Source organism: Nocardia vaccinii NBRC 15922 (assembly GCF_001613305.1).
GTDB classification, from domain to species: Bacteria; Actinomycetota; Actinomycetes; order Mycobacteriales; family Mycobacteriaceae; genus Nocardia; species Nocardia vaccinii.
The window spans coordinates 1-23,462 of the sequence record NZ_BDCC01000028.1 but is presented as its reverse complement, the minus strand read 5'-3'; the positions used below and the strand labels follow the sequence as shown (position 1 = coordinate 23,462).

The 23,462-nt window shown below is 66.9% G+C and carries 20 protein-coding genes and 1 pseudogene; 9 read left to right on the top strand and 12 right to left on the bottom strand.

From position 1 onward, the window contains the following. Positions 1-268 precede the first annotated feature (268 nt). Entirely contained in the window at positions 269-1,672 is a 1,404-nt protein-coding gene (locus NV1_RS18700) for a class II fumarate hydratase (RefSeq protein WP_067892987.1), read from the top strand. Between the two features lie 50 nt (positions 1,673-1,722). On the opposite strand, the gene NV1_RS18695 is transcribed toward NV1_RS18700, so the two are convergent. Further along, the gene (locus NV1_RS18695) at positions 1,723-2,913 is read right to left on the bottom strand and encodes an FAD-dependent monooxygenase (RefSeq protein WP_067892985.1); all 1,191 of its coding nucleotides are present in this window, start codon (positions 2,911-2,913) and stop codon (positions 1,723-1,725) included. A gap of 99 nt (positions 2,914-3,012) precedes the next feature. On the opposite strand from NV1_RS18695, the gene NV1_RS18690 reads away from it, so the two are divergent. Then, positions 3,013-3,768: a TetR/AcrR family transcriptional regulator gene (locus NV1_RS18690; protein ID WP_067892983.1), complete on the top strand. Its 756-nt coding sequence runs from the start codon at positions 3,013-3,015 to the stop codon at positions 3,766-3,768. A 169-nt stretch (positions 3,769-3,937) separates the two neighbouring features. Next, positions 3,938-4,396, top strand: coding sequence for a limonene-1,2-epoxide hydrolase family protein (locus NV1_RS18685; RefSeq protein WP_067892981.1), 459 nt, complete (start codon positions 3,938-3,940; stop codon positions 4,394-4,396). Here NV1_RS18685 and NV1_RS18680 read toward each other — a convergent pair. The 4 genes from NV1_RS18680 to NV1_RS18660 form a co-directional block, all read right to left on the bottom strand. Further along, a complete protein-coding gene (locus NV1_RS18680) occupies positions 4,393-5,247 on the bottom strand; it encodes an acyl-ACP desaturase (RefSeq protein WP_067892979.1) in 855 nt (284 codons plus the stop codon). The two genes, NV1_RS18685 and NV1_RS18680, sit on opposite strands and share 4 nt — an antisense overlap. Before the next feature lie 94 nt (positions 5,248-5,341). After that, positions 5,342-5,938, bottom strand: coding sequence for an LGFP repeat-containing protein (locus NV1_RS18675; protein WP_067893237.1), 597 nt, complete (start codon positions 5,936-5,938; stop codon positions 5,342-5,344). Between the two features lie 184 nt (positions 5,939-6,122). Continuing rightward, the gene (gene phoH2 / locus NV1_RS18670; RefSeq protein WP_373864630.1) at positions 6,123-7,403 is read right to left on the bottom strand and encodes an RNA 5'-3' helicase PhoH2; all 1,281 of its coding nucleotides are present in this window, start codon (positions 7,401-7,403) and stop codon (positions 6,123-6,125) included. A gap of 533 nt (positions 7,404-7,936) precedes the next feature. Next, the gene (locus tag NV1_RS18660) at positions 7,937-8,278 is read right to left on the bottom strand and encodes a DUF488 domain-containing protein (RefSeq protein ID WP_245713794.1); all 342 of its coding nucleotides are present in this window, start codon (positions 8,276-8,278) and stop codon (positions 7,937-7,939) included. A gap of 98 nt (positions 8,279-8,376) precedes the next feature. Here NV1_RS18660 and NV1_RS18655 point away from each other — a divergent pair, with 98 nt between their 5' ends. Then, entirely contained in the window at positions 8,377-8,649 is a 273-nt protein-coding gene (locus tag NV1_RS18655; RefSeq protein ID WP_067892974.1) for a hypothetical protein, read from the top strand. 103 nt (positions 8,650-8,752) lie between these two features. Beyond that, positions 8,753-9,751, top strand: coding sequence for an LLM class F420-dependent oxidoreductase (locus NV1_RS18650; protein ID WP_067892973.1), 999 nt, complete (start codon positions 8,753-8,755; stop codon positions 9,749-9,751). Between the two features lie 59 nt (positions 9,752-9,810). Here the strand turns inward: NV1_RS18650 and NV1_RS18645 are convergent, their stop codons facing one another. After that, on the bottom strand, positions 9,811-10,746 hold the full coding sequence (locus NV1_RS18645; RefSeq protein ID WP_067893233.1) for a fatty acid desaturase: 936 nt from the start codon (positions 10,744-10,746) through the stop codon (positions 9,811-9,813). A gap of 215 nt (positions 10,747-10,961) precedes the next feature. Between NV1_RS18645 and NV1_RS18640 the strand changes: the two genes are divergently transcribed. Then, complete coding sequence (locus NV1_RS18640) at positions 10,962-11,270, top strand: glutaredoxin family protein (RefSeq protein ID WP_067892969.1); 309 nt, start codon at positions 10,962-10,964, stop codon at positions 11,268-11,270. A 97-nt stretch (positions 11,271-11,367) separates the two neighbouring features. On the opposite strand, the gene glyA is transcribed toward NV1_RS18640, so the two are convergent. Then, the gene (glyA, locus tag NV1_RS18635) at positions 11,368-12,663 is read right to left on the bottom strand and encodes a serine hydroxymethyltransferase (RefSeq protein ID WP_067893231.1); all 1,296 of its coding nucleotides are present in this window, start codon (positions 12,661-12,663) and stop codon (positions 11,368-11,370) included. Between the two features lie 302 nt (positions 12,664-12,965). After that, a complete protein-coding gene (locus NV1_RS18630) occupies positions 12,966-14,162 on the bottom strand; it encodes a DUF885 domain-containing protein (RefSeq protein ID WP_067892968.1) in 1,197 nt (398 codons plus the stop codon). 268 nt (positions 14,163-14,430) lie between these two features. Here NV1_RS18630 and coaA point away from each other — a divergent pair, with 268 nt between their 5' ends. Continuing rightward, a complete protein-coding gene (gene coaA / locus NV1_RS18625; RefSeq protein ID WP_067892967.1) occupies positions 14,431-15,363 on the top strand; it encodes a type I pantothenate kinase in 933 nt (310 codons plus the stop codon). 286 nt (positions 15,364-15,649) lie between these two features. On the opposite strand, the gene NV1_RS18620 is transcribed toward coaA, so the two are convergent. After that, a complete protein-coding gene (locus NV1_RS18620) occupies positions 15,650-16,249 on the bottom strand; it encodes a hypothetical protein (protein ID WP_067892966.1) in 600 nt (199 codons plus the stop codon). Between the two features lie 115 nt (positions 16,250-16,364). Beyond that, the gene (locus tag NV1_RS18615; protein WP_084525509.1) at positions 16,365-17,189 is read right to left on the bottom strand and encodes an isoprenyl transferase; all 825 of its coding nucleotides are present in this window, start codon (positions 17,187-17,189) and stop codon (positions 16,365-16,367) included. A 110-nt stretch (positions 17,190-17,299) separates the two neighbouring features. On the opposite strand from NV1_RS18615, the gene trhA reads away from it, so the two are divergent. Then, complete coding sequence (trhA, locus tag NV1_RS18610; RefSeq protein WP_067892965.1) at positions 17,300-17,980, top strand: PAQR family membrane homeostasis protein TrhA; 681 nt, start codon at positions 17,300-17,302, stop codon at positions 17,978-17,980. Positions 17,981-18,129: 149 nt separating this feature from the next. Then, positions 18,130-19,719, top strand: a complete 1,590-nt coding sequence (locus NV1_RS18605; RefSeq protein ID WP_084525531.1) for an adenylate/guanylate cyclase domain-containing protein — start codon at positions 18,130-18,132, stop codon at positions 19,717-19,719. A 268-nt stretch (positions 19,720-19,987) separates the two neighbouring features. Here NV1_RS18605 and NV1_RS18600 read toward each other — a convergent pair whose 3' ends face one another. Together NV1_RS18600 and NV1_RS18595 are read right to left on the bottom strand one after the other, a co-directional pair. Next, complete coding sequence (locus NV1_RS18600) at positions 19,988-20,587, bottom strand: LGFP repeat-containing protein (RefSeq protein ID WP_067893227.1); 600 nt, start codon at positions 20,585-20,587, stop codon at positions 19,988-19,990. Between the two features lie 404 nt (positions 20,588-20,991). Further along, positions 20,992-23,125 (bottom strand): annotated as a pseudogene (locus tag NV1_RS18595) (thioredoxin domain-containing protein). Between the last annotated feature and the right edge of the window lie 337 nt (positions 23,126-23,462).

Below are 23,462 nucleotides of genomic sequence, written 5' to 3'. Positions count from 1 at the left end.
CTTTTCTGGGGCTCGCCTGCGGCATCAGGAAAAGTTGACGTATTCGAGCCATCGACCGGCGTGTGTGTTCAGGTACAGAGGTTTCGCGGCTGAGTGGATTGGCTGTCAACTTGCCGCGATGCCCGCTCGGTCGTCGGTTCGCGTGGTCCGTGCGGGGAAATCGGGCTGACGGGCGGGTATTCGCGGGGCGTTATTCCTCGGTGACATGTGCGAAAAGCCTCACGCGTGGCTGACCCCTGTGGTTGTGTGCGGGCCTAGGCTCGGAATTATGACTGAGCAGACGGAGTATCGCGTCGAGCACGACACCATGGGCGAGGTTCGGGTTCCGGTTGCGGCGTTGTGGCGGGCGCAGACACAGCGGGCGGTGGAGAACTTCCCGATCAGCGGCCGGGGGCTGGAGCGGGCGCAGATTCGGGCATTGGGGCTGCTCAAGGCGGCCTGCGCGACGGTGAATCGGGATTTGGGGCTGCTCGACTCCGACAAGGCCGAGGCGATCATCGCAGCGGCTGACGAGATCGCCGAAGGCGCTCACGACGATCAGTTCCCGATCGACGTGTTCCAGACCGGCTCGGGCACCAGCTCCAATATGAACGCCAACGAGGTGATCGCCGGCCTGGCCGCGGCGGCCGGGGTGACCGTGCACCCCAACGACGATGTCAACATGTCGCAGTCCTCGAACGACACCTTCCCCACCGCCACGCACCTGGCCGCGACCGAGGCCGTGGTGCGCGATCTCGTACCGGCCCTGGATCATCTGCGAATTCGCTTGCTGGACAAGGCGAGCGAGTGGCGCACCGTGGTGAAGTCCGGCCGCACCCATCTGATGGATGCGGTGCCGGTGACCCTCGGACAGGAGTTCGGCGGGTACACCCGGCAGGTCGAGGCCGGTATCGACCGCCTGACCGCGACGCTGGGACGGCTGGGCGAGCTGCCCATCGGGGGCACCGCGGTCGGCACCGGACTCAACGCACCCGAAGGTTTCGGTGGACGCGTGGTCGCCGAACTCCGGCGTTCGACCGGCCTCGACCAATTATCCGAGGCCGCAGATCATTTCGAGGCCCAGGCCGCTCGGGACGGGCTGGTGGAGGTCTCGGGCGCGCTGCGCACCGTGGCGATCTCGCTGACCAAGATCGCCAACGATATCCGCTGGATGGGTTCGGGCCCGCTGACCGGTCTGGCCGAGATCCGGCTCCCGGATCTGCAGCCGGGCTCCTCCATCATGCCGGGAAAGGTGAATCCGGTTCTGCCGGAAGCGGTTACGCAGGTAGCCGCACAGGTGATCGGCAACGACGCCGCGATCGCCTGGGGTGGCGGGAACGGCGCGTTCGAGCTGAACGTCTACATCCCGATGATGGCGCGCAACGTCCTGGAATCGATTCGGTTGCTGGCCAACGTATCCCGCTTGTTCGCGGACAGGTGCATCGACGGACTCGTCGCCGATGTCGAGCACCTGCGCAAGCTGGCCGAGTCCTCCCCCTCGATCGTCACGCCATTGAATTCGGCGATCGGTTACGAGGAGGCCGCCGCGGTGGCGAAACAGGCGCTGCAGGAAGGCAAGACGATCCGCCAAACGGTCATCGACCGCGGATTGATCGGCGACGAACTTTCCCTCGAAGAACTCGACCGACGACTGGACGTATTGTCCATGGCGAAGGTGACGGAGTCCGAGTAGATACTCCCTCTCGCGGACCCGGCATCACCGGACAGCTCGGCCCGGCCGATTCATTCGGCCGCGCCGACCATTTCCGGGTAATTCAGCAGTTCGATATCCTTGGCGGCGTTGTCGCTGAACCGCGTCATGAGACCGAAGGCGCGTGAGCCGACGAACCAGTTGCGCATCGCGATACCGCGCGCGGTCCGCGGCGCGAGGAACCGCCCGGCGTTGGAGTTGCCCGCGATCTTGGCGTAGCGGCGCATGATTTCGTCGTAGCGGGCGAACGCACCCGCGTATTCGCCACCGGCGGTAACCAATTCACCGGCCAGGACATAGGCTCCGACGACCGCGAGCCCGGTTCCGAAGCCGCCCAAGGTATTTCCATAGGCCGAATCGCCGATCAGCGCGACCCGCCCCTTGGTGTAGTGCCCCTTCATCCGGACCTGGCTGATCGAATCCAGGTAGAACGGATCGAGTCCGGGCAGTTCGGCCATCATCGAGGGGATGGGCCCGCCGAGCCCGGCGAACTGCTCCGCGACCAGGCGCTGCTGCGCGGCCACATCGTCGCGGCCGATATCGAGCACCGGGGAGGCGAAGATGTAGTGGTGCGCTGCCTTGGCCCCGCCGCGCACGGCCAGCTTGCCCGGCGCACTGTAGGCCGACGCCCGCCCGCGCACGCGCGGTCCGTTCGCATCGTGACCCCATCCGGGCGCACCGGCGATGCAGTAGTAATAGCCCAGGTGGTGGACGTAATCGGACTCCGGCCCGAAGGCCAGGCGGCGCACCCGCGAATGAATTCCGTCGGCGCCGAAGACCAGGTCGAAGGTGCGCGCGGGCGCACGCTCGAATTCGACGCGGACGCCCTCGGCGGTGTCGGTGAGCGCGGCGACCGAATCGCCGAACAGGTATTCGCAGCGGCCCGCGGTCTGCTCGTACAGAATCCGGGCCAGGTCGCCGCGCAGGATCTCCACGTCACCGCCGGTGAAATCGCCTGATATCACGGCCAATTCGCGGCCGGCGTCGTCGGCGAAGATCATATCGGTCTTACCGGTCTGGTGCCGCACGATCTCCTCCCACACACCCATGCGCTCGAGCACCGTGCGGTGGGTGGGTCCCTTGAAGTCGATGGCCTGGCCTCCGGGGCGCGGTTCGGGCGCGCGCTCGACAACGGTCACCTCGAAGCCGTAACGGTGCAACCAATAGGCCAGGGCGGGCCCGGCGATGCTGGCGCCGGAGATGAGAACGGTCTGATTACGCATGGTGAGCCCCGCTTTTTCTTTAACTGTGTCTATCGGACGCAAATTAGCGTACGGTGGACACAGTTTCGGCGTCAAGGCCCGATCGGTAAGGATGGTGAGATGACCGCACCGACCGCTATCGAACTGCTGTGGGGCACCGCGCAGCGGCCCAAGCGCGGGCCCAAACCCTCGCTCTCGCTGGACCGCATCGTCGCCGAGGCGATCGCGTTCGCGGATTCCGAAGGGCTGGTGAGCCTTTCGATGCAGCGCCTGGCCGAGCGGCTCGGCTGCGCGAAGATGGCGTTGTACCGCTACGTCCCCGGCAAGGCCGAGCTGACCGCGCTGATGCTGGACGCCGCGATGGGCGAGACGCCCGATCTCGTTGCGGCGACTAAGGATTCGGCCGAACAGCCGTGGCGCGCCCAGCTGCGCGCCTGGTGCCTGACGACCTATCAGCGCTTGTGCGAGCACCCCTGGATGCTCGGCATCCTGGTCACCGCACGGCCACTCGGGCCCAACGAGATCGGCTGGTTCGAGGCCGGTCTGGCACCCTTGGCCGACAGCGGCCTGACCGGTCCCGAACGCCTGGACACCCTCGCACTGCTCTCCGGCCAGGCACAGACCCTCGCCCACGCCGCCCTGGGCGGCAACAGCGGCGGCCTGGAGAGCCAGATGGCCGATCAGCTGTCCCGCACCCTGGCCGATCGGGCCGATCGCTATCCGCACACCCTCGCGGCCTTCAGCGAACCCGTCGCGCCCGAGGCCCGCGACAACGCCCTGCACTTCGGAATCGATCGCATCCTCGAAGGCTTAGCGGTCCTCATCGCGACCCGGAAGCTCGACGGCACCGGTTCCGAACCACCGCCCGCGAGCTGAACCGACCGACGAGCCCCCGTCGCCGGCCCGAGCCGAGCCCATCCGAGCGACCGCTCTCCGGCACCCGCACACCCACCGGCGAACAAAAGGCACAGAACCGGCGAACACGGCGGGCCGAACGCGCCCCGATTCCATGGATTCGGACCCCGCCGCGGCATACAGTCGGAGCATGTCCGAAAAACCCGAGCTACGGCAGGATGCGATCACCACGGTTCGCGAATTCTTCGCGGCGTTGGAGATGAGCGCGGTGGACGAGGCGCTCGAACTGCTCGACCCCGATATCGTCTGGAAGAACACCACGCTGCCCGATGTGCGCGGCGTCGGCCGCGTCGGCGGCCTGCTGCGCGGCCTGTCGCGGGAATCCTTCGGCTTCCGCGTCGATATGCACCACATCGCCATCGAGGCCGACGGCCGGCCCGCCTCCGAGGGCGACACCGTCCTCACCGAGCGCACCGACTACCTGCGCGCGGGCCCGATCGAGATCGCCTTCTGGGTGTGCGGCACGTTCGAACTCGTCGACGGCCGCATCACCCTCTGGCACGACCACTTCAGTTGGGAAGACTTCCTGCGAGGCACGATGACCGGCCTCTGGAAAGCGGTGCGCTCTCCCGTCTCCACACGTCGCTAGCGCAGGTGAGCCAGTTCGGCTCGGGCCTTGTCGCCCACTTCACCGAGGTCGGTGCGGGTGAAGAGGTTCCAGCGGGCCAGGAGCGGAGTGAAGACGAGCTCGGGTTCGCGGGCCGGGTCGTAGATACCCGCCTCCGCCAGGATCGCGGTGCTGGAGCGGCCGTCGGCGAGGGTGATCTCGGGGACCGCGAAGTCTGCGACCCGGTCGGCGATCGCGCGCGCGGTCTGATCGGGCGCGCGGTCCAGCGCGGCGGCGACGAGATCGGCGAAGAATTCGGACTGGAGTTCATCGTCGGCGGCGATGCGGTCGGACATCGCGGTCACGATCGGATTCTCCCCCAGCGCCGCGGTGTTGCGATGCCGGATCGCCGCAGCCCGCTCCTCGAACGCGCTGACGGCCAGCACATCGGGCAGATGCAGTGCGGGACGGCGGAATCCGGTGGTCATATGTGACATCCGCATCCGCTCGAGTTCGACCGGATCGACCGCGCGGGTGACCATCAGATAGTTCCGGAGCATTATCGCGTGCCGATTCTCCTCGGCGGTCCACCGGCCGACCCACCGCCACCACGGGCCGATGCGCAGGTGTTTACCCAGCTCACGATGGTAGGAAGGGAGGTTGTCGGCGATCAGCACACCGATGGTCAGCGCCAGCTTCGCGACCTCGCCGAGTTCGGATTGGCCGGGCTCCCAGTCGGTTCCGCCGAGGAAAGCGAAGTTGCGACCATCGTCCCAGGGCACATGATCGTGCGGCTGCCAGCCGTCGGCTGTGGCGATGTGTCGCCGCAGATTTTCTTCCACCTCCGCCGCAAGCGATTCCAGCAGCTCACGATCGGTCAATAGAGTTTGCACGCGGACAACCTACCTACTCGGGGACCGAAACGGGGATCTACCGTACAACAGCCCGGGAACATCGTCCCCGGGCTGCTACACAGCACGACGCGGACTACTTCATCGTCACCGAGGTCTGGTTGTTCACCCAGGTGATGCTGCCACCGGTGAAATCGCTCTGCTTACCGTTGGCGATGTCCTTCTCGTCGCTGGTCGGATAGCCGAGGTTGCCGTTGATGCCGCCGTTGCTGTCCCACGCCTTGCGGATCTCGCCCCAGACCACATGCGCATCGGTCTGTTCGCTCCAGCAGATCGCGCCGCCGACGAACTCCTGGCAAGAACCACCGTTCGGGCCGTTCATGGAGTTGCCGGTCGGCGCACCGAGGGTGCCCGCGGGACCGCCCATCTCGTTGTACTTGGCCAGCACGTGGCCGGCGACGGCGATCTCGCCGGCGGGGGTTTGAATCTTCGTCTCCGCCGCGGCACCGTTCTCGCCGGTTTCGTTCTCGCCGGACTCCTTCGCGCCGGACTCCTTCGCGCCGGACTCCTTGGCGGCGGTCTTCTTCTCGCCGGACTCCTTCGCGGCGCCGGCGGCCGGGGACGTGGTGGCGGACTTGTTGTTGTCATCGCTGCTGCACGCGGCGGTGAACAGCAGTGCCGCCGTGGCCAGGGTCAAGGTCGTCGCGGCCGAGCGTCGAGCGAAGTGGTGCATATCCATCCTCTCGAGTGAGGTTGCCGACGGCCCGCACAGAACGGACCACCGGCAACCCACAGCCGGTGCCCTGCTACAACTCAGCGAATCACTGGTGTTTCAACTGAGTCGCGCCGAACAGGTATCTCGGCGGAATATACCTGCCGACTTCTCGAGATTTCCCAGTACTGCAAATTATCCGCAATCAGGCGTGCGGGCCATACTCCTCCAGCATCTCCGTGACCAGTGCGGCGATCGGCGACCGTTCGCTGCGCGTCAGCGTGACGTGCGCGAACAGCGGGTGCCCCTTGAGTTTCTCGATCACCGCCGCGACGCCGTCGTGCCGGCCGACGCGCAGATTGTCGCGCTGGGCGACGTCGTGGGTGAGCACCACCCGCGACCCGCTGCCCAACCGGCTCAGCACCGTCAGCAGCACATTGCGTTCGAGCGACTGCGCCTCGTCGACGATCACGAACGAATCGTGCAGGGACCGGCCGCGAATGTGCGTCAGCGGCAACACCTCCAGCATGCCGCGACTGAGCACCTCCTCCATCACCTCCGGACTGGCCAGCCCGTCGAGGGTGTCGAACACCGCCTGCGCCCAGGGGCCCATCTTCTCGCTCTCGGATCCGGGCAGATAGCCCAGTTCCTGTCCGCCGACCGCGTAGAGCGGACGGAAGACCACCACCTTGCGCTGAGACCGGCGTTCCAGCACCGCTTCCAGACCCGCCGTCAGCGCCAGCGCGGATTTACCCGTGCCGGCCTTACCGCCGAGGGAGATGATGCCGACGCTCTCGTCCAGCAGCAGATCCAGCGCGACCCGCTGTTCGGCCGAGCGCCCGTGCAGCCCGAACGCCTCCCGATCGCCGCGCACCAGTTGCACCCGCTTGTCCGGAGTCACCCGGGCCAGCGCGCTGCCGTTCGTGCCGAGCAAGCGAATTCCGGTGTGGCAGGGCAGGTCCCGGGCCTCGTCCAGATCGATCGAGGATTCGGCGTAGAGCCGGTCCACGACGTCGGCGGCGACATCGAGTTCGGTCATCCCGGTCCAGCCGGAGGTGACGACGTCCTGCGCGTGGTATTCGTCGGCCTGCAGACCCACCGCACCGGCCTTGACCCGCAACGGAATGTCCTTCGACACCAGCACCACCGTGCGGCCCTCGGCAGCCAGATTGAGCGCGCAGGCCAGGATGCGGGAATCGTTGGTGTCGGTGCGGAATCCGACCGGTAACACCTCCGGATCGGTGTGATTGAGCTCCACGTGCAACGTGCCGCCCAGGAACCCGATCGGAATCGGCTCGTCGAGCCGACCGTATTCGATTCGCAGATCGTCCAGCAGCCGAAGCGCTTCCCGGGCGAACCAGCCGAGTTCGTGGTGGTGGCGTTTGGCCTCGAGTTCGCTGATCACCACCAGCGGCAGGACGACCTGGTTCTCGCCGAAGCGCGTGATTGCCCAGGGGTCCGACAGCAGTACGGAGGTGTCGATCACGAAGGTTTTCGATCCGGATTTCTGACCGGACCCGGAGGTGTGGGCTCCCTTTCCGGAGCCTCCGCTCACATCGGAGCGGGCATTCGAGGAAGCGATGACGGAGCGTGCATCAGTCACGGTGGGCTCCTTTGTTGTCCGGGCTACACCCGCCCGGACCTATCTCGCTGGACCGGTCCGCCCCGGGGTCATTCGACCCGAGGGCCGGGTGCCGGCCCCCTCGCACTGAGTTGCTCAGCCACGATCAGGACCTCCCGTACGAACCACACCTACGCGGCCCGCACATCCGACGTTACTGCGGTTCAGCCGATCCGGCTCGCCGGTTCGGCAAGCGTGTTGGTGAAGTTCCCGTTAACGTGCGGCTGGACCGGGGATGCGAGCGCGATGCCCCGGTGTGATATGTATCTCAGCGAGTCATTCGCGCAAACGGCTGCCGAATCACGAAAATCCGCTGCTCGAGCGGTTTCGGTGTCGCACGGGCCGCGTGCGACCGCCGCGGCCGAACCGCCGAGCGCGGTCTCGGACATTCCCGGCAATCAGGGAAGTTCCGCGCCGGATCGCGCGAGCAGCACCGGAATATGGCTGTGCGCAAGGTCTTTCACACCGGTCCGCGAAGTGACCGGACCGGCCTCGCGCAACTCACGCGGATGCCCGAAGCCCTGCCGGTGTTCCTCGTCCGCGAGCTCGGTCCGATGCCTGGTGGCGAACTCCGCGCCGCGCTGCTGCGGTCGGCGTGGGCGCAGATAGTCCGACGGGGTGATCGGCTGCAACCACCCATCGACGTGCGCCTGCTGTTTGCCGAGGCCGCGCGGCCAGAGCCGGCCGAGCAGCACGCACCGGTCATCGTCCGGTTCGGGCGCGTCGTGGGCACGTTTCACGGCGAAGCTGACCGACAGTTGCTGCGCCGTGCCTGCATCGCGGCACGAATTGCCGTGACGCGCGCGCCACACACGTTCCGAGCCGATAGAGTCGTCGTATGGCCGATGCTGTGGAACTGGAGAAGCTCTCGTCGAAGGAGCTGCACGACCGTGCCGTCAAGTACGCCGTGCGCCACGGTGACGTGCGCTTCCTGTGGCGGCTGCTGGAGCAGATTCCCGCGGCCGAGGCGGCGACGGGCAATGTCGGTGAGAGCGCCGCCGACATCAAGTACGTGCTGCCGATGCTGGACGATTACGTGCACGCCGGAGAGGGCGACATCGCGGAAATCCTGCGGCCGCTGTACGTGGAGTATCTCACCGAACACGGGTGAAAGCAGCCCGGCCGACCGGCCGCGCGGCCCCGTGATCACTCACAGCGAAACCGCGCCGGTTCGCGTTGACATGGAGTGCACTCCAGGTCATAGCGTTTCCCTCATGACGAACGCACAGACGCAAGGTTCCGGATCGGCCGGTAAGCGGAGGATTCGGCTGGGGTATCAGATGCCGCATTTCAGCCATGCGGCGTCGGCGCGGGAGCTGTTTCCCTCGGTGATCGAGCAGGCTCGGGCGGCGGAGGCGGCGGGTTTCGATGCCGCGTTCGTGATGGACCATTTCTATCAGCTGCCCAATCTCGGAGCGCCCGAGGAGCCGATGCTCGAGGCGTACACGGCACTCGGGGCACTGGCCACCGCGACCGAGCGAATTCAGTTGTCCACCTTGGTAACCGGGAACACCTATCGCAATCCGGCGATGCTGGCCAAGACCGTCACCACGCTGGATGTGGTGAGCGGCGGGCGCGCGGTGCTCGGCATCGGCGCGGGGTGGTTCGAGTTCGAACACATCGGGTACGGGTACGAATTCGGCACCTTCACCGAGCGTTTCGAACGACTGGAGGAGGCGCTGGCGATCATCGCGCCGATGCTGCACGGGGAACATCCCACCTTCGAGGGCAAGTGGTACCACACCCGCGAGGCGCTGAACGAGCCTCGCATCCGCGATGACCTGCCGATCATGCTGGGCGGCGGCGGGGAGAAGAAGACCTTCGGCATGGCCGCTCGCTACGCGGATCACCTGAACATCATCTGCAATGCAAGCGAATTGCCGCGCAAGATCGATGCGGTGCGGGCGCGATGTGAGGAGAACGGCCGCGATCCGGAGACCCTGGAGACCAGCTTCCTGGGCTTCGCCATCGTCGACGAGGACGGCGATCGCGCCCGCAAGCTCCAGGCCGAAGTGGCGGCCAGGCAGCCCGGCGCGGATCTGACCGACCGTCAGTTCGTCGGCACCCCCGACGACGTCGCCGAGCAGGTGCAGCGCCGCGTGCTGGACCACGGCGTGGACGGCATCATCGTCAACATGGTCACCAACGGCCACGAGCCCGGTGTGCTGGAACTCGCCGGAAAGGCGCTGGGACCGCTGGTGCACAAGGACTAGTCACGATGGTCCCGCCGCCGACGAGATATCGTGGCGGCGGGAATCTCCTCGGACGTCGATCACCGCGGCTCTGTTCCGAGTTCGATGGGGCCGCGGAACTGGCGTGCGGCCGCGGCGGCCCAGCCGAGGTCGTAGTGACCGTTCTCGTGAAGGAACTCCGCGCGCAGCTCGTACCAGCGCAGACCCGGGTGACGATGGTGCACGCCGTGCAGGTTGAAGCTCAACGCAGCCTGTTCCAGGACGCGGGGCAGGCGCAGATTCAGCGCTTCCAGGGGTGCGTCCAGCTCGGTGCCGTAGTGGTAGGCGTTGTCGGACAGGGAGATCACGAACGCCCGCCCGCCCAGCGCCGCGACCAGCATCCAGCCGTAGGCGAGGAATGCCGCGGTGTAGAGCAGCACGATCGCGGCCGCGTCGGCGCGGAACTGCCGCAGCACCTTGACCTGTGCGATCCGTTCGAAGAGCGGCCCGGCGACCGAATCGGGCGCGTCGACCCGCCGGCCCACCCCGCGTATCGCCGCGACCGGGAGTGCGGCCAGCGGCAATGCCGCGAGTTCGAGCAGGTAGAGACCGCCGCACAGCCGCACGTAGTAGCCGGGTGCGGACTTCGGCCAACTGGACTTCGCCGGATCGTAGATCTCGGCGCGTTCCCGGGTCCGGCTGTACCGGTGGTGCAGCAGATGACCGATCTTGAGCATCGCGAACGGCGAACCGTACAGCAGCGCCAGTACGCGTCCGCACCGGTCGTTGACCTCGCGCTCGCGGATCAGCGAGCCGTGCACGGCCTCGTGGATCAGCGACCAGAACGGCGTGGTCAGCAATACCGGCGCCAGCAGCGACCAACCCCACACCGGATCGTGTGGCAGCAGAAACAGCGGCAGCAGAAACAGCTGGAACGTCCCGACGGCGACCGCCGCACCGATCAACCACGAATTGATCGCCCGCACCGGCCGCTCACGAGACCTGCGATTCGTACGACCGGTGCCCACATCGGTCATGTGCCGCTGTCCCTGTTCTCGTCGAGCCTGCCGTTCCGCCTTCATCGTGCCACCCCCCGAGGGGATCGGCCCAGGTCGAACAGCTTCTCTACCAAGAACTCCCGATAACGTCACCCCATGGTCGAGCGGGGTTCACCTCGGGAACCGGTTGCCCACCGCGAATCGAAAGATCCGGTCATCGACCGTCGGCACAGCGGCGAATAGACTCGGCTCGCATGTCCGACGACATCACCCCCGAACTGGTGGTCTATCGCCGCCCCGGCTGCCCCTACTGCGCCCGGCTACGACGAGTGCTCAACCGCCACGGAATCGTTCATCGCGAGGTCGACATCTGGGGCGACCCGGAAGCCGCGGCATTCGTGCGGTCGGTGGCCGACGGGAACGAGACCGTACCCACAGTGATACTGAAAGCGACCACGTCACAACGGCATTGGGTGAACCCCGCGCCGAGAAAACTGGTCGCGACGGTGACCGCCGACGCGCCGGAACTCACCGGCGGCACACGTCGCTTCGTACTCTGGTAGCCCGGCGACCGGCTCCGCCCCCGAACGCGCCGATTCCAGGGCCGGGGCCCCGGTCGATTCCGGACCGACGGAGCGGGGAGCGAAGCGGAGGCCGAGATTACAGCAGGCCCCACTCCTCGAGGCCCTGGTACAGCGGGCGGTCGGCGGCGAGTTTGCTGACCCGGGCGCGCAGAGCGTCCAGATCGGCGCCACCGGCGAGAGCGGTGGCGATGATGTCGGAGACCTCGGTGAACTCGGCGTCGCCGAAGCCGCGGGTGGCCAGGGCGGCGGTGCCGATGCGCAGACCCGAGGTGACCATCGGCGGGCGCGGGTCGAACGGAACGGCGTTGCGGTTCACCGTGATTCCGATCTCGTGCAGCAGATCCTCGGCCTGCTGGCCGTCCAGCACCGAGTTGCGCAGATCCACCAGGACCAGGTGCACATCGGTGCCGCCGGTGAGCACCGTGATGCCCTTGTCCTTCACGTCGGCCGCGGTGAGACGCTCGGCGAGGATCTTCGCACCCGAGAGCGTGCGCTCCTGACGCTGCTTGAACTCCTCGGTCCCGGCGATCTTGAACGCGGCGGCCTTGGCGGCGATCACATGCATCAGCGGCCCGCCCTGCTGACCGGGGAACACCGCGCTGTTGAGCTTCTTCGCGTAGTCCTGCTTGGCCAGGATCAGACCCGACCGCGGACCGCCGAGGGTCTTGTGCACGGTGGAGGACACCACGTCGGCGTGCGGCACCGGGGAGGGGTGCAGGCCGGCGGCGACCAGACCGGCGAAATGCGCCATATCCACCCACAGGTACGCGCCGACCTCGTCGGCGATCTCCCGGAACGCCGCGAAGTCCAGATGCCGCGGATACGCAGACCAGCCCGCCACGATCACCTTCGGCCGAACCGAGAGCGCCTGCTCGCGCAGCGCCTCCATATCGACGCGGTGATCCTCCTTGCTCACCCCGTAGGCGTGCACCTCGTAGAGCTTGCCGGAGAAGTTCAGCCGCATGCCGTGGGTGAGGTGCCCGCCGTGCGCGAGATCCAGACCCAGCAGCTTCTCACCCGGATTCATCAGCGCCATCAGCACCGCGGCGTTGGCCTGCGCGCCCGAATGCGGCTGCACATTGGCGAATTCCGCGCCGAAGAGTTCCTTGACCCGCTCGCGCGCCAGGTTCTCCACCACGTCGACGTGCTCGCACCCGCCGTAGTACCGGCGACCCGGATAACCCTCGGCGTACTTGTTGGTCAGCACACTGCCCTGGGCCTGCAGTACCGCACGCGGTACGAAGTTCTCCGAGGCGATCATCTCGAGCGTGTCGCGTTCCCGGGCGAGTTCGCCCGCCATCGCGGCAGCGAGTTCGGGATCGAGTTCGGCGAGCGATTGGGAGTTCACGGAGGCGGCGGTCGTCTGGGTCACCAGCACAGTCTAAGTGGGCACGCGTAGCACAAGCGCGTGGGCTCCCCACCTGATTCGGCGGAATCGGCGCGTCACTGTGCCCTCGATTTCTCGGGCAACCGAATCGGGGTGTTCCGAACAGGGATGCGGGAGCCGAGACTGTGACGCGAAGAACTCGATCACCGGAAAGGCGCGTCCACGATGCAACCGATCTTCGTACCCCTGAATCCCATCGAAGCCCTGCTGCAGCAGATCTCACTCCTGGTATGCACGATTTCCGGCGGACATTGTTCCGTGCCGATGTATTGAGTGACCCGCAGGCGTCACATGCGGCGGACCGCTCCGGGGGTCAGCGGTTCGTCGAGCAGGCGGCGGAAACGATCGGCCCGCTCGTCCTCGTCCACGGCGCGGTCGAGCCAGCCGCCGAGCAGGCGATAGCCCTCCACGTAGGTACTGATGTAGGCGCGCCACAGCGGTGAGGACAGGAAACGCAGCGACTGCCTGGCGCGTTCGGGGGTGGCCAGGCTCCAGCGCTGCAGGAATTCCGCGACCTCGTCCGCGCCGCGGCCGCGGTCGTGCAAGAGCAGCGCGGCATCCTGGCGCACCCCGAGCAGTTTCGCCGACGCGTCCGAAAGCCGTTCCGCCCGTTCACCATCGAAGCGCAGCCCGAGATCAGCGTAGATCTCCTGAGCCCACTTGCCCCAGCCCGGCCCGACGATGGAGCGCAACGCCAGGTCCGCCAGTCCCTCGGCCATCAGGCACTGCGGTGTGTTGACCACGAACAACGTCTGTTCGGCCTGCCCCGCGCCGACCAACCCGGCCTCCTTGCGGCAGTGCTCGGTGTGATGACCGGGATACGCCTCGTGCGCGATGAGCGCGGGAAGATGCGCCATATGCTGTTTGAGGTCGGAGTTGATCGCGACCCGGGACCGGAAGTTGCCCAGGTAGTAATTGAATCCGGACCACGGCTTATCGCCGACGACCTCGTATTCCACCTGTTCGTGATCGGGCAGCGGATAACGCGCCCGGACCAGTTCGCGCAGCGCGCCGGAGAACGCCGCGACGCATTCGCTCAACCGCTCCGGCGGAATCTCGTCGGCCTTGCGATGCGCGCTCACCCGTTCGAACAGCGATCCGTCACCGGCCAGGACCTCGTCCATCTGCCGATGCGCGTCGCGATAGTCCGACTCGTCACCAGGCGCGATATCCACATCGAAATAGGCGCGCACCTCATCGATGAAGGAGATCTGCTCACCGGCGAACTTGCGCGCGGAACATTCCAGGGCGCGCAGATGCGCATCGAGGAATTCGGTGCGTTCGGCGGGCAGACCCGCCTCGGGCAGTTCTTTGCGCAATGCCGAGGCCCGCGTTGCCAACTCGGCCGGTAGCGGCGCGGGCCCCTCCTGCACCTCGCGCCGCACCGCGGGATCTCCGGTGTAGGCATCGACGAACCCGGGTTCGAGGCGATCGAAAGCCAGCCCCAGCCGCAGATAATCGCTCACGAGCGGATGCGCGTCCATGACAGCCGACGATACCGCGACCGGGCGTTCGCGCAGTCCGGGAAGTACGCCCGCATCCGAAACCCCGAGGCCGGGAGAGAAATGTCACGCGTGGTTACTCGCGAGTAATAACACCCCGTGTACGAGGCGGCCCTGCCCACGAGGACAATTCGCCTATGCCAGGACTGCCCACCGGATCCCGTCCCGCCGGGCGCGCGGACGGCGCGGGATCATCGACGCGGCGTCCGGACCGAATGCGTCATGTGCACCGAACCGAGAGCGTGGGTAAATGGCACGGATGAGTGAGCCGAGTCCCTATGTGGAATTCGACCGGAAACAATGGCGCACCCTGCGAAAGTCGACCCCCCTGGTACTCACCGAGGAGGAACTGGTCGGCCTGCGCGGTCTCGGCGAGCAGATAGATATGGAAGAGGTCGCCGAGGTTTATCTGCCGCTGGCCCGGTTGATCCATCTGCAGGTAGCAGCACGGCAGCGATTGTTCGCCGCTACCGCCACCTTTCTCGGCGAGACGCATCCGGACCACCAGGTCCCCTTCGTCATCGGTATCGCCGGTAGCGTCGCGGTCGGAAAATCCACCACCGCGCGCGTGCTGCAGGCGCTGCTGGCCCGCTGGGACCACCACCCCCGGGTCGATCTGGTCACCACCGACGGATTCCTTTATCCGACAGTCGAACTCACGCGTCGGGGAATCATGCACCGCAAGGGATTCCCGGAAAGTTACGATCGGCGCAAACTGCTGCGTTTCGTCACCGAGGTGAAATCCGGTGCATCCGAGGTCTGCGCGCCGATTTATTCACATATCGCCTACGACATCCTGCCCGATCAGTTCCACTGCGTGCGCCAGCCCGACATCCTGATCATGGAGGGGCTCAACGTCCTGCAGACCGGGCCGCGCCTGATGGTCTCGGACCTGTTCGATTTCTCGGTCTACGTCGACGCGCGGATCGAGGATATCGAGAAGTGGTACGTGAATCGCTTTCTGTCCCTGCGCAAAACGGCCTTCGCGGACCCGAAGTCGCACTTCCACCACTACGCCGGATTCAACGATCAGGAGGCGACGATCGCGGCCCAGGAGATCTGGAACGCGACCAACCGCCCCAATCTCGTGGAGAACATCCTGCCCACGCGGCCGCGCGCGACTCTGGTGTTGCGCAAGGACTCCGACCACAGCATCAACCGAATCCGGCTCCGGAAACTGTAATGCTGCATCTTTGGCCTCCGCTTCGCTCCGGCGGGTTTTCGGCGCTTGGGGGCTCGTCGTTCAGCCCTCGAGACTCGGCCTTCGGCCATGCGCTTCGACGGCTGAACGACGAGCCGCGCCGAAAACCTTGGAGCTGGCCTTGCTGAGCCTTTCGCTTCGCGGGCGACTCCCAGCGGAACAGAGACGCTTCGCCGCTGGGCGCGTTGCGAGGTGGGTACGTTCGAGCCGTTGCGCCGCTCGAGCGTCGACTCGACCCCTCGCCCCAGCGCGCATTGTGGGTTCTCCTTCACACCTTCCAGGCGGCGTCCAGTCTGGTGGCTACGTCGATCTCGCGGACGGCGGCGATATGCGGTTTGCGGATCTCGCGGGCGACGTAGCGGGCGACGAAGCGGCGGATCTCGTGATCGACACTGGCCAGCAGGCGTAGCAGCCGGCCGCGGCGGGTGGCGGTGGCGACGTTGACGCGCACGTCGCCCGGGCGCGGCTCGGTGATATCGATGATCACCCGCAGCGGTTCGGCGGTGCGGACGGTCAGGTGGACGCGAACCGCGCCGTCGACATCGAAGCGATGACGGTCAACGGTCAGGTCCAGCAGCAGATCGACCTTCAGCGGGATGATGAGTTCGAAGGTGATCTCCTCGCCCAGGTTTCGCGCCAGCACCGGCTCACCGAGTCGCACCTGCGCGCTCACCTTGGCCAGACGCCCCGGACCGACCCCGAGCGGGCCGAAATCGAAAGCGGCGCCGGTCAATCGGGAGAACGCGCCCGCGATCCGCGCCGGGGACGCGGCGTACTCCAGGAATCTCCGGCCGAACTCCTCGTAGCTGATGTACGGCGTCTCGGCCGCCACGATCTCCACCGCGCCGCGCTGCCCGGACTCGCTCATGTACTCCGACGGTACGCGAGCGCGACCGCGCCCATCCCGATGATCATGTGATGCAACATATCCTGGGCCGAGCCGTTGTCCACCGGCCCAAACCCCGCATCGCTCGAACTCGCGCTCAGGCGCCGTAGCGTCGATGCCGGGCGGCGTAATCACGTAGTGCGCGCAGGAAGTCGACCCGGCGGAATTCGGGCCAGTACGCCTCGGTGAACCAGATCTCCGAATAGGCGCTCTGCCACAGCAGGAATCCGGACATCCGCTGCTCACCCGACGTGCGGATGACCAAGTCCGGATCGGGCTGTCCGGAGGTGTACAGATGTTGGCCGATGGCGTTGACGGTGATCGACTGGACCAGATCCTCCCCCGTCTCGCCCGCCGCCATCTCCTGTCGGACCAGTGAACGCACCGCGTCCGCGATCTCCTGGCGGCCGCCGTATCCGATCGCGACGTTGACGTGAACGCCGGTGCGGCCGTGGCTCTCGTCGGCGGCCTTGCGCATCCGGCGCGCGACGTCCTCCGGCAGTCCGTCGAGCGAGCCGACGATCTTCACGCCCCAGTTCAGCTCCGGCGCGGACAGTTCCTCCACGACGTCGGTGATCACCTCGAACAGGGTCTCCAACTCGTCCGGATCGCGGTTGAGATTCTCGGTGGACAGCAGATAGACCGTCACCATCTCGATGCCCTCGGCCTCGCACCAGCCGACGAGTTCGGCGATCTTCAGCGCACCGACGCGATGCCCGTGGCTGACGTCGGTGAAGCCGTTCTCCCGCGCCCAGCGGCGATTTCCGTCACACACCACGGCCACATGGCGGGGATGTTGTTTGCCTGCGAGCTGTTTGGACAGCCGCGCCTGATAGATGCGATACGGCAGCTCACGCACCTGACTTGCAAGCCTCACGGAGAGCAACCCTACGCCCCGGAGATATCGGCACGCCGCGTACATCGGGGGGAACCGGGCCGCTGACATGTCATCGGCATCGCGGTGGCGAGATCGCCAACTTACGGTACCGTAGGTTACTCAGGAGGTAAGTCTTGTCCGATTCGGTGACGCCCATGCCCGCTGCCCTGGAAACCTTCGAGCTCACGGCGAACATCCCGGTCAAACCGCGCATGCGGGGCTGGATACACACCTGGGCAGTCGGTATCGCCGCCGTCGCTGCCCTCGCGCTGGTCGCGGTGTCCACGACCGTCTCGGCGAACGCGGGCCTGTCGACGCTGATCTACGGGCTCACGGTCTGCGGCGTCTTCGGGGTCAGCGCCACCTACCACCGGGTGACCTGGACGAGTGTGCGGGCCCGCACCCATATGAAGCGGGCGGACCATTCGATGATCTTCCTGTTCATCGCGGGCAGTTACACGCCGTTCGCGCTGCTGGGCCTGCCCGGTCGCACCGGAACCACACTGCTGATCGTGGTCTGGGCGGGCGCGCTGGCCGGGGTCGCGCTCAAACTGCTGTGGCCGACCGCGCCGCGCTGGGTCGGCGTGCCGCTGTACCTGCTGCTGGGCTGGGCGATCGTGCCGGTCGCGGCGCCCATGACGCACAACGTCGGCGTGGCTCCGATGATCCTGCTGCTGGCGGGCGGCCTGGCCTACAGCATCGGCGCGATCCTCTACGCCGCCAAATGGCCCAACCCGTGGCCGGCCGTCTTCGGACATCACGAATTCTTCCACGCCGCAACGGTTCTCGCGGCCCTGTGCCACTACGTCGCGGTGTGGCTGGTGGTGCTGGGATAACCACCCGCAGGCGCCGGAATCACGCGGCGCACCTGTGACGTACCGGACACGATCCGGTCGAAACCGACGACGCCGCGCGCTCGGGTTCTATGCTGCTCGTTCGTGCTCTACGAATCGATATCGCGCCTGCCGCACAGTTCCCGCACGCCATGATCAATCGGTTGATCCTGTGGGCGCTGCGGATGCGCTGGGGGCTGTCGAGCGTGGTGCTGCTGTGCCACGTCAGCGGCCTCGCGGTCATCATCATCGAACTGTGGCTGAGCGGCTTCCTCGGACGGCTCGGACCGGACTGGATGAGCGCGCTGGCGCAGACCGCGATCTACCCGACCCTCGGCGCACTGGTGGGCATCGCACTGGCCGTGCGCGATCGCAGCCACTACTTCGGCTGGCTGGACACCGGCCGCAAACCCACCGAGGCCGAGGCACGGCGGCTACTGAACCTGCCGATGGCGACCACACTTCGAGCCCTGGCCATCTGGCTGCCCGGCGTGGTCATCGTGACCTTGCTGTTCGCGCAGGTCGTGCCGTCGCGGGCGATCGCGGTGGTCGGCGCGATGTTCGCACTCGGCGCGTTCGAATCGGCCGGCTTCACGCTGCTGATCGTCGACCGGCTGATCCGGCCCGCGATCCCGCTCGTCGCGACCGTGCTCGGCGGGACGATGCACTGGAGTTCCACCGTGCTCAACCGGGTCGTGTTGTCCTGGACCGTTTCCGGGGCGATGCCGCTGCTGATGCTGATCACCGTGCTCGCCGACCCGGTCGCCGCACCGGGCGACCGCATCCACACCGCGCTGTACATGTCCCTGGTGGGACTGCTGGTCGGCGCGATCGCCACCGCCACGCTCGCCCGCGCGGTCGCCGCGCCGGTGCGGATGCTGCGCCGCGCCCTGGACCGCATCGCGCACGGCGATCTCGAGGTGCGGGTGCCGGTCGGCAGCGCCAGCGAGATCGGCCGACTCGAGCATTCGGTGAACGAGCTCGCCGAGAACCTGTCCGAACGTGAACGGCTGCGCGATGTGTTCGGCCGTCACGTGGGCACCGAGGTCGCCGAACGCGCCCTGGCCGGAGGCATGAACCTCACCGGCGATGTTCGCGTGGTGACCGCGCTGTTCGTGGACGTCGTGGGGTCGGTCGAATTGTCCACCGAACTCGCACCGCGCGAATTCGTCGCCAAACTGAACCGGCTGCTGTCGATCGTCGTCTCGGCCACCGAGGACAACGGCGGACTGGTGAACAAATTCGAGGGTGACGCCGCGCTGTGCATCTTCGGCGCGCCGATCGCCTTGCGCGACAACGCGACTCCCGCACTGCGCGCGGCCCGCCGGATCCGCGACGAGGTGGCCGCCGGCGGTGAGCTCGATATCGGCATCGGCGTCGCGCGCGGATCGGTGTTCGCCGGCGACGTCGGCACGGACACCCGCCTGGAATTCACCGTCATCGGCGACGCGGTGAACGAGGCGTCCCGGCTGACCACCGAGGCCAAACACGTACCGCGGCGAATTCTGGTGAGCCAGAACGTCATCGAGGCGGCTTCGGGTAACGAGAGCGCGTCCTGGGAACTGCACGACACCATCCACCTGCGCGGCCGCAAACAGCCGACCGACTGCTGGACCGATATCGCCCCGGCGGCGAAGGGCGCCGGCCGGGAACAGACCGCCGACCCGGGCGGTAACGGAGCCACGCCCACCTCGACGCCGACCACATCGGACGCCGCGATGAATGCGGTCCGTCCCGAATAGGCACGGGACCGGAGCCGCGATACCCCCGGGCGAGCCCCCGACCACGGGTGCTGGCGACTGCTCGATGCGTGACGGATCACCCCTGCCACAGCAACCGCCGCCCCGCCGACGTCGCCCAGGTGCGCGCGTACATCGAGGCACCCGGCGGGGGCTCACAGGCAGCGCCGACCGAATCCCCATCGCCGTACGGCTCGCGATCACACCGAACCGGGAAGCCTGCCGAGTTCGCGCCGACCCTGCGGCGCCGCAACGCCTTTCCGGATCACGATCACGGATGCCAGGTGATCCGCCCGCCCTGGAAGTCCTGGGCCTTGCCGCCTCGGTAGTCGTATTCGTCGCTGGTCGGGTAGCCGTAGCGGCCCTTCTCCGCGCCGTTGCCCTGCCACACCCCGGCGATGGAACCCCAGACGGGATGCGCGCCGGTCTCCTCGGACCAGTAGATCACTCCGCCGGGGAACAGGTTGTAGCGTCCGGCGCCGTCGTCCCCGGCCGCGGACTCGTCCGAGACCGGGAAGCCCAGCGGGCTGCGCTCCCAGCCCAGCGCGGCGTATTTATCGCGGATGAGACCACAGACGTCGTGCGCGTCGGTGCCCACCGACCAATAGATCGAGCAACCGCGCTCGAAGACCTGGAACCGGCCACCCTGCGCGGCCGATTCGGCGGTGGTCGGATTGCCGAAGAAGTTCGCGCCGCCCGCGCGATCGTAGGCCTTCTCGATGGCGCCGCCGACGTCGAAGGCCCCGACATGCCGGGCCGCCGCCGGGCCCGCGCCCGTTACAGTGGCAAATACCACCGCGGCGAGGCCCGCGGTCAACGCCAGCGCACCGCGTCCGGACGGTCGGCGCGAACGGTTCCTACGAGGCTGCATGGTCACATGAACTCCCTGTCCAAGCGGTCGATCCAGACCCCGACGACCGCTTCCTGGATGCCATCCTGCAAGGACTCGCCGCAGTCGGCAAGCCTTCCCGGTCAACCTGGTGAGACATCATAGCCACACGCTATACAGTCGACTGCCAGGCTTTTCTCGAGGAAAGCCCGTCCCGGCCGTCAGTCGGCCGCCGAGAGCCACCGCTGAATCACTCCGCTCCGCGCATCCTGGCCATCCGGTGGCCGGCCCGAGAAGCGTCATGCCCTCCTCGACGGCCGCCCGACGGCTCTGAGAGCACCGCTGGACATCCAGCGAGAACCGCGTCCGGCGGCCGAGCCGACGTCATCGGATCGATCGGCGGTAGATCGCGCGATCACGCCGCGCCCGCCGTACGCACGAGAAAATCACTCGTCGACCGAAACGGCCGACGCGAGCGACGAGCGCAGGGCTTGTGGATCGGTGACCGGGAGGTCGCAGACCGACCCTCGGCAGACGTAGGCGGCCGGGTGGGCGTCGACCGGAGGGCGGCTCTCGAGTAGCGGGGCCGAATTCTGTTGTCCGGCAAGGATTACCGATCCACCGGGGGCCGACCAGCGTGCGGCGGTGAGCAATTCGCCGACAGCGGGGTCGGTGTCCTCGGGTAGTGCGACCGCGATCTGCAACGGGCCGTGGGCCGCCGCCTCGGCGACCGTGAGCCAGTGACCACCCGAACGGGGTGCACGGGCGAGCACGATCGCGTTGCGGGACAGGGTGGCTTCGGCCAGATCGCGGTAGCGGCCGGCGCGATCCGGCTCGCTCAGGGCCGAGGCCGTCAGCAGGGCCTCGGCGAATGCCGAAGCGCCCGAAGGAGTTGCGCCGTCGAACGGGTCACGCGGGCGGGAGATGAGCGATTCGGCGTCGTCGGCGGTGTCGAACCACGCGCCCGCGGCGGACGGATCGGCGAAATGAGTAATGGCGATATCCAGCAGTTCCTGGGCGCGGTCGAGCCAACCGGAATCGCCGGTGGCCTGATACAGGGCCAGCAGGCCGCTGGCCAGCCAGGCGTAATCCTCCAGGGTTCCGGGGGCCGCACCGGTTACGCCGCCGAGCGAGGCGCGCCGCAGACGGCCACCGGTCATATGTTCCGACAACAACATTCGCGCACACCGGGCTGCGGCCTCGATCCAATCGGTCCGGGCGTGGGCGGCCCCGGCCTCGGCCAGCGCGGTGATCGCCATCCCGTTCCAGGCGGTGACCACCTTGTCGTCGCGCCCGGGTTGCGGACGTTCGTCGCGGGCCTGCCGCAACCGCTTCCGGATCCGATCGAAACGCTCGGGATCGACCGGACCCGAGACGTCGGCGCGCCCTTCGGGTACCGGCAGAGTGAGCACCGAGGCGCCGTGTTCGAAATTTCCCTCCGCGGTCACATCGAAAACCGCTGCTGCCCAGGCCCCGTCGTCGTCGCCCAGGACTTCGCACAGTTGCGCGGGAGTCCAGACGTAGGTCGCGCCCTCGACTCCCGGACCGTGCGGATCGACGTGGGTGTCCGCATCGAGGCCGGAGGCGAATCCACCCTGCTCGGTCCCCAGATCGTCGAGTATGAATGCGGCCGTCTCCGCCATCACCCGCGGCGGCAGATCACCGCGCGAAAGCTGTTCCGCGGCAAGCTCTTGCGCACCGGATCTAGCCAGATGTGCATAGACGCGCAGTAATTGGGCGTTATCGTAGAGCATCTTCTCGAAATGCGGGACCACCCAGGCGGCATCGACCGCGTACCGGGCGAATCCGCCCCGCAGCTGATCGTAGATACCGCCGCGAGCCATCGCGACGGCCGTATCGAGCACCGCCTGCCGCGCCGCTCGATCGCCGGTGCGTTCGACATGCCGCAGCAGCCCCTCCAACAGGGCCGACGGCGGAAACTTCGGCGCCCCACCGAATCCCGCGTACCGTGGATCGACATCACGCAGCACCGCCGCGACCGCATGATCCAGCAACTCCGGGCCGACCGCGAGATCACTGTCCGGCAGCCCGTCGGCCTGCGCCCGCAACGCGTCGGCCACCTGTCCCGCGGCCTCGTCCACCTCCGCTCGCCGCGTCCGCCAGGTATCCGCGACCGCGGTCAGCACCTGCGTGAACGACGGCATACCGCCGCGCGGCGTCCTCGGGTAGTACGTCCCGCAATAGAACGGCTCCCCCGCCGGCGTCAGAAAACACGTCATCGGCCACCCGCCCTGCCCGGTCATCGCCACCGTGGCCGACATGTAGATCGCGTCGATATCGGGCCGCTCCTCCCGATCCACCTTCACACACACGAAGTTGGCATTCATCAACTCCGCAGTCGCCACATCCTCGAACGACTCGTGCGCCATCACGTGACACCAAATGAGTTGTCGAGTGCCGTAGCTACCAATGGCAAGACGCATACCCAACTGACAACAGTATGGGCACGTCTCGCCTGGTAGCTTCAGCACTCGCCTCCTTCCCCCACTCCATCCAATCCACAGGATTGGTGGCGTGCTGCCGAAGATACGGCGACGTAGCACTACCCAATCGGTTCATACACTCACCCTACAGTTCAACTGCCGAAACAGGAATCGGAGTATGTGTGACACCGAACCCCAGCGACCACTACCTTGCTGAACCTGGGCCTGACGGAATTCGGCAGCAGAGTTACCGATCGTGACAAATTACGGACGGTTACCCATCCCTCAGGCGGTCCCGTTCACCGAGCACTCCATGGTGTACGTGGGGCGGACGTTTCTTTCCCTGTTTCGTTTGTTACTCGCGTGAGAGGAGCCAAATCATTCGCGTTCACGTGCACAGTGGACACTTCCTGCCCTGTTTCATTTGCTACTCGCGTGAGAGGAGCCAAATCATTCGCGTTCACGTGCACAGT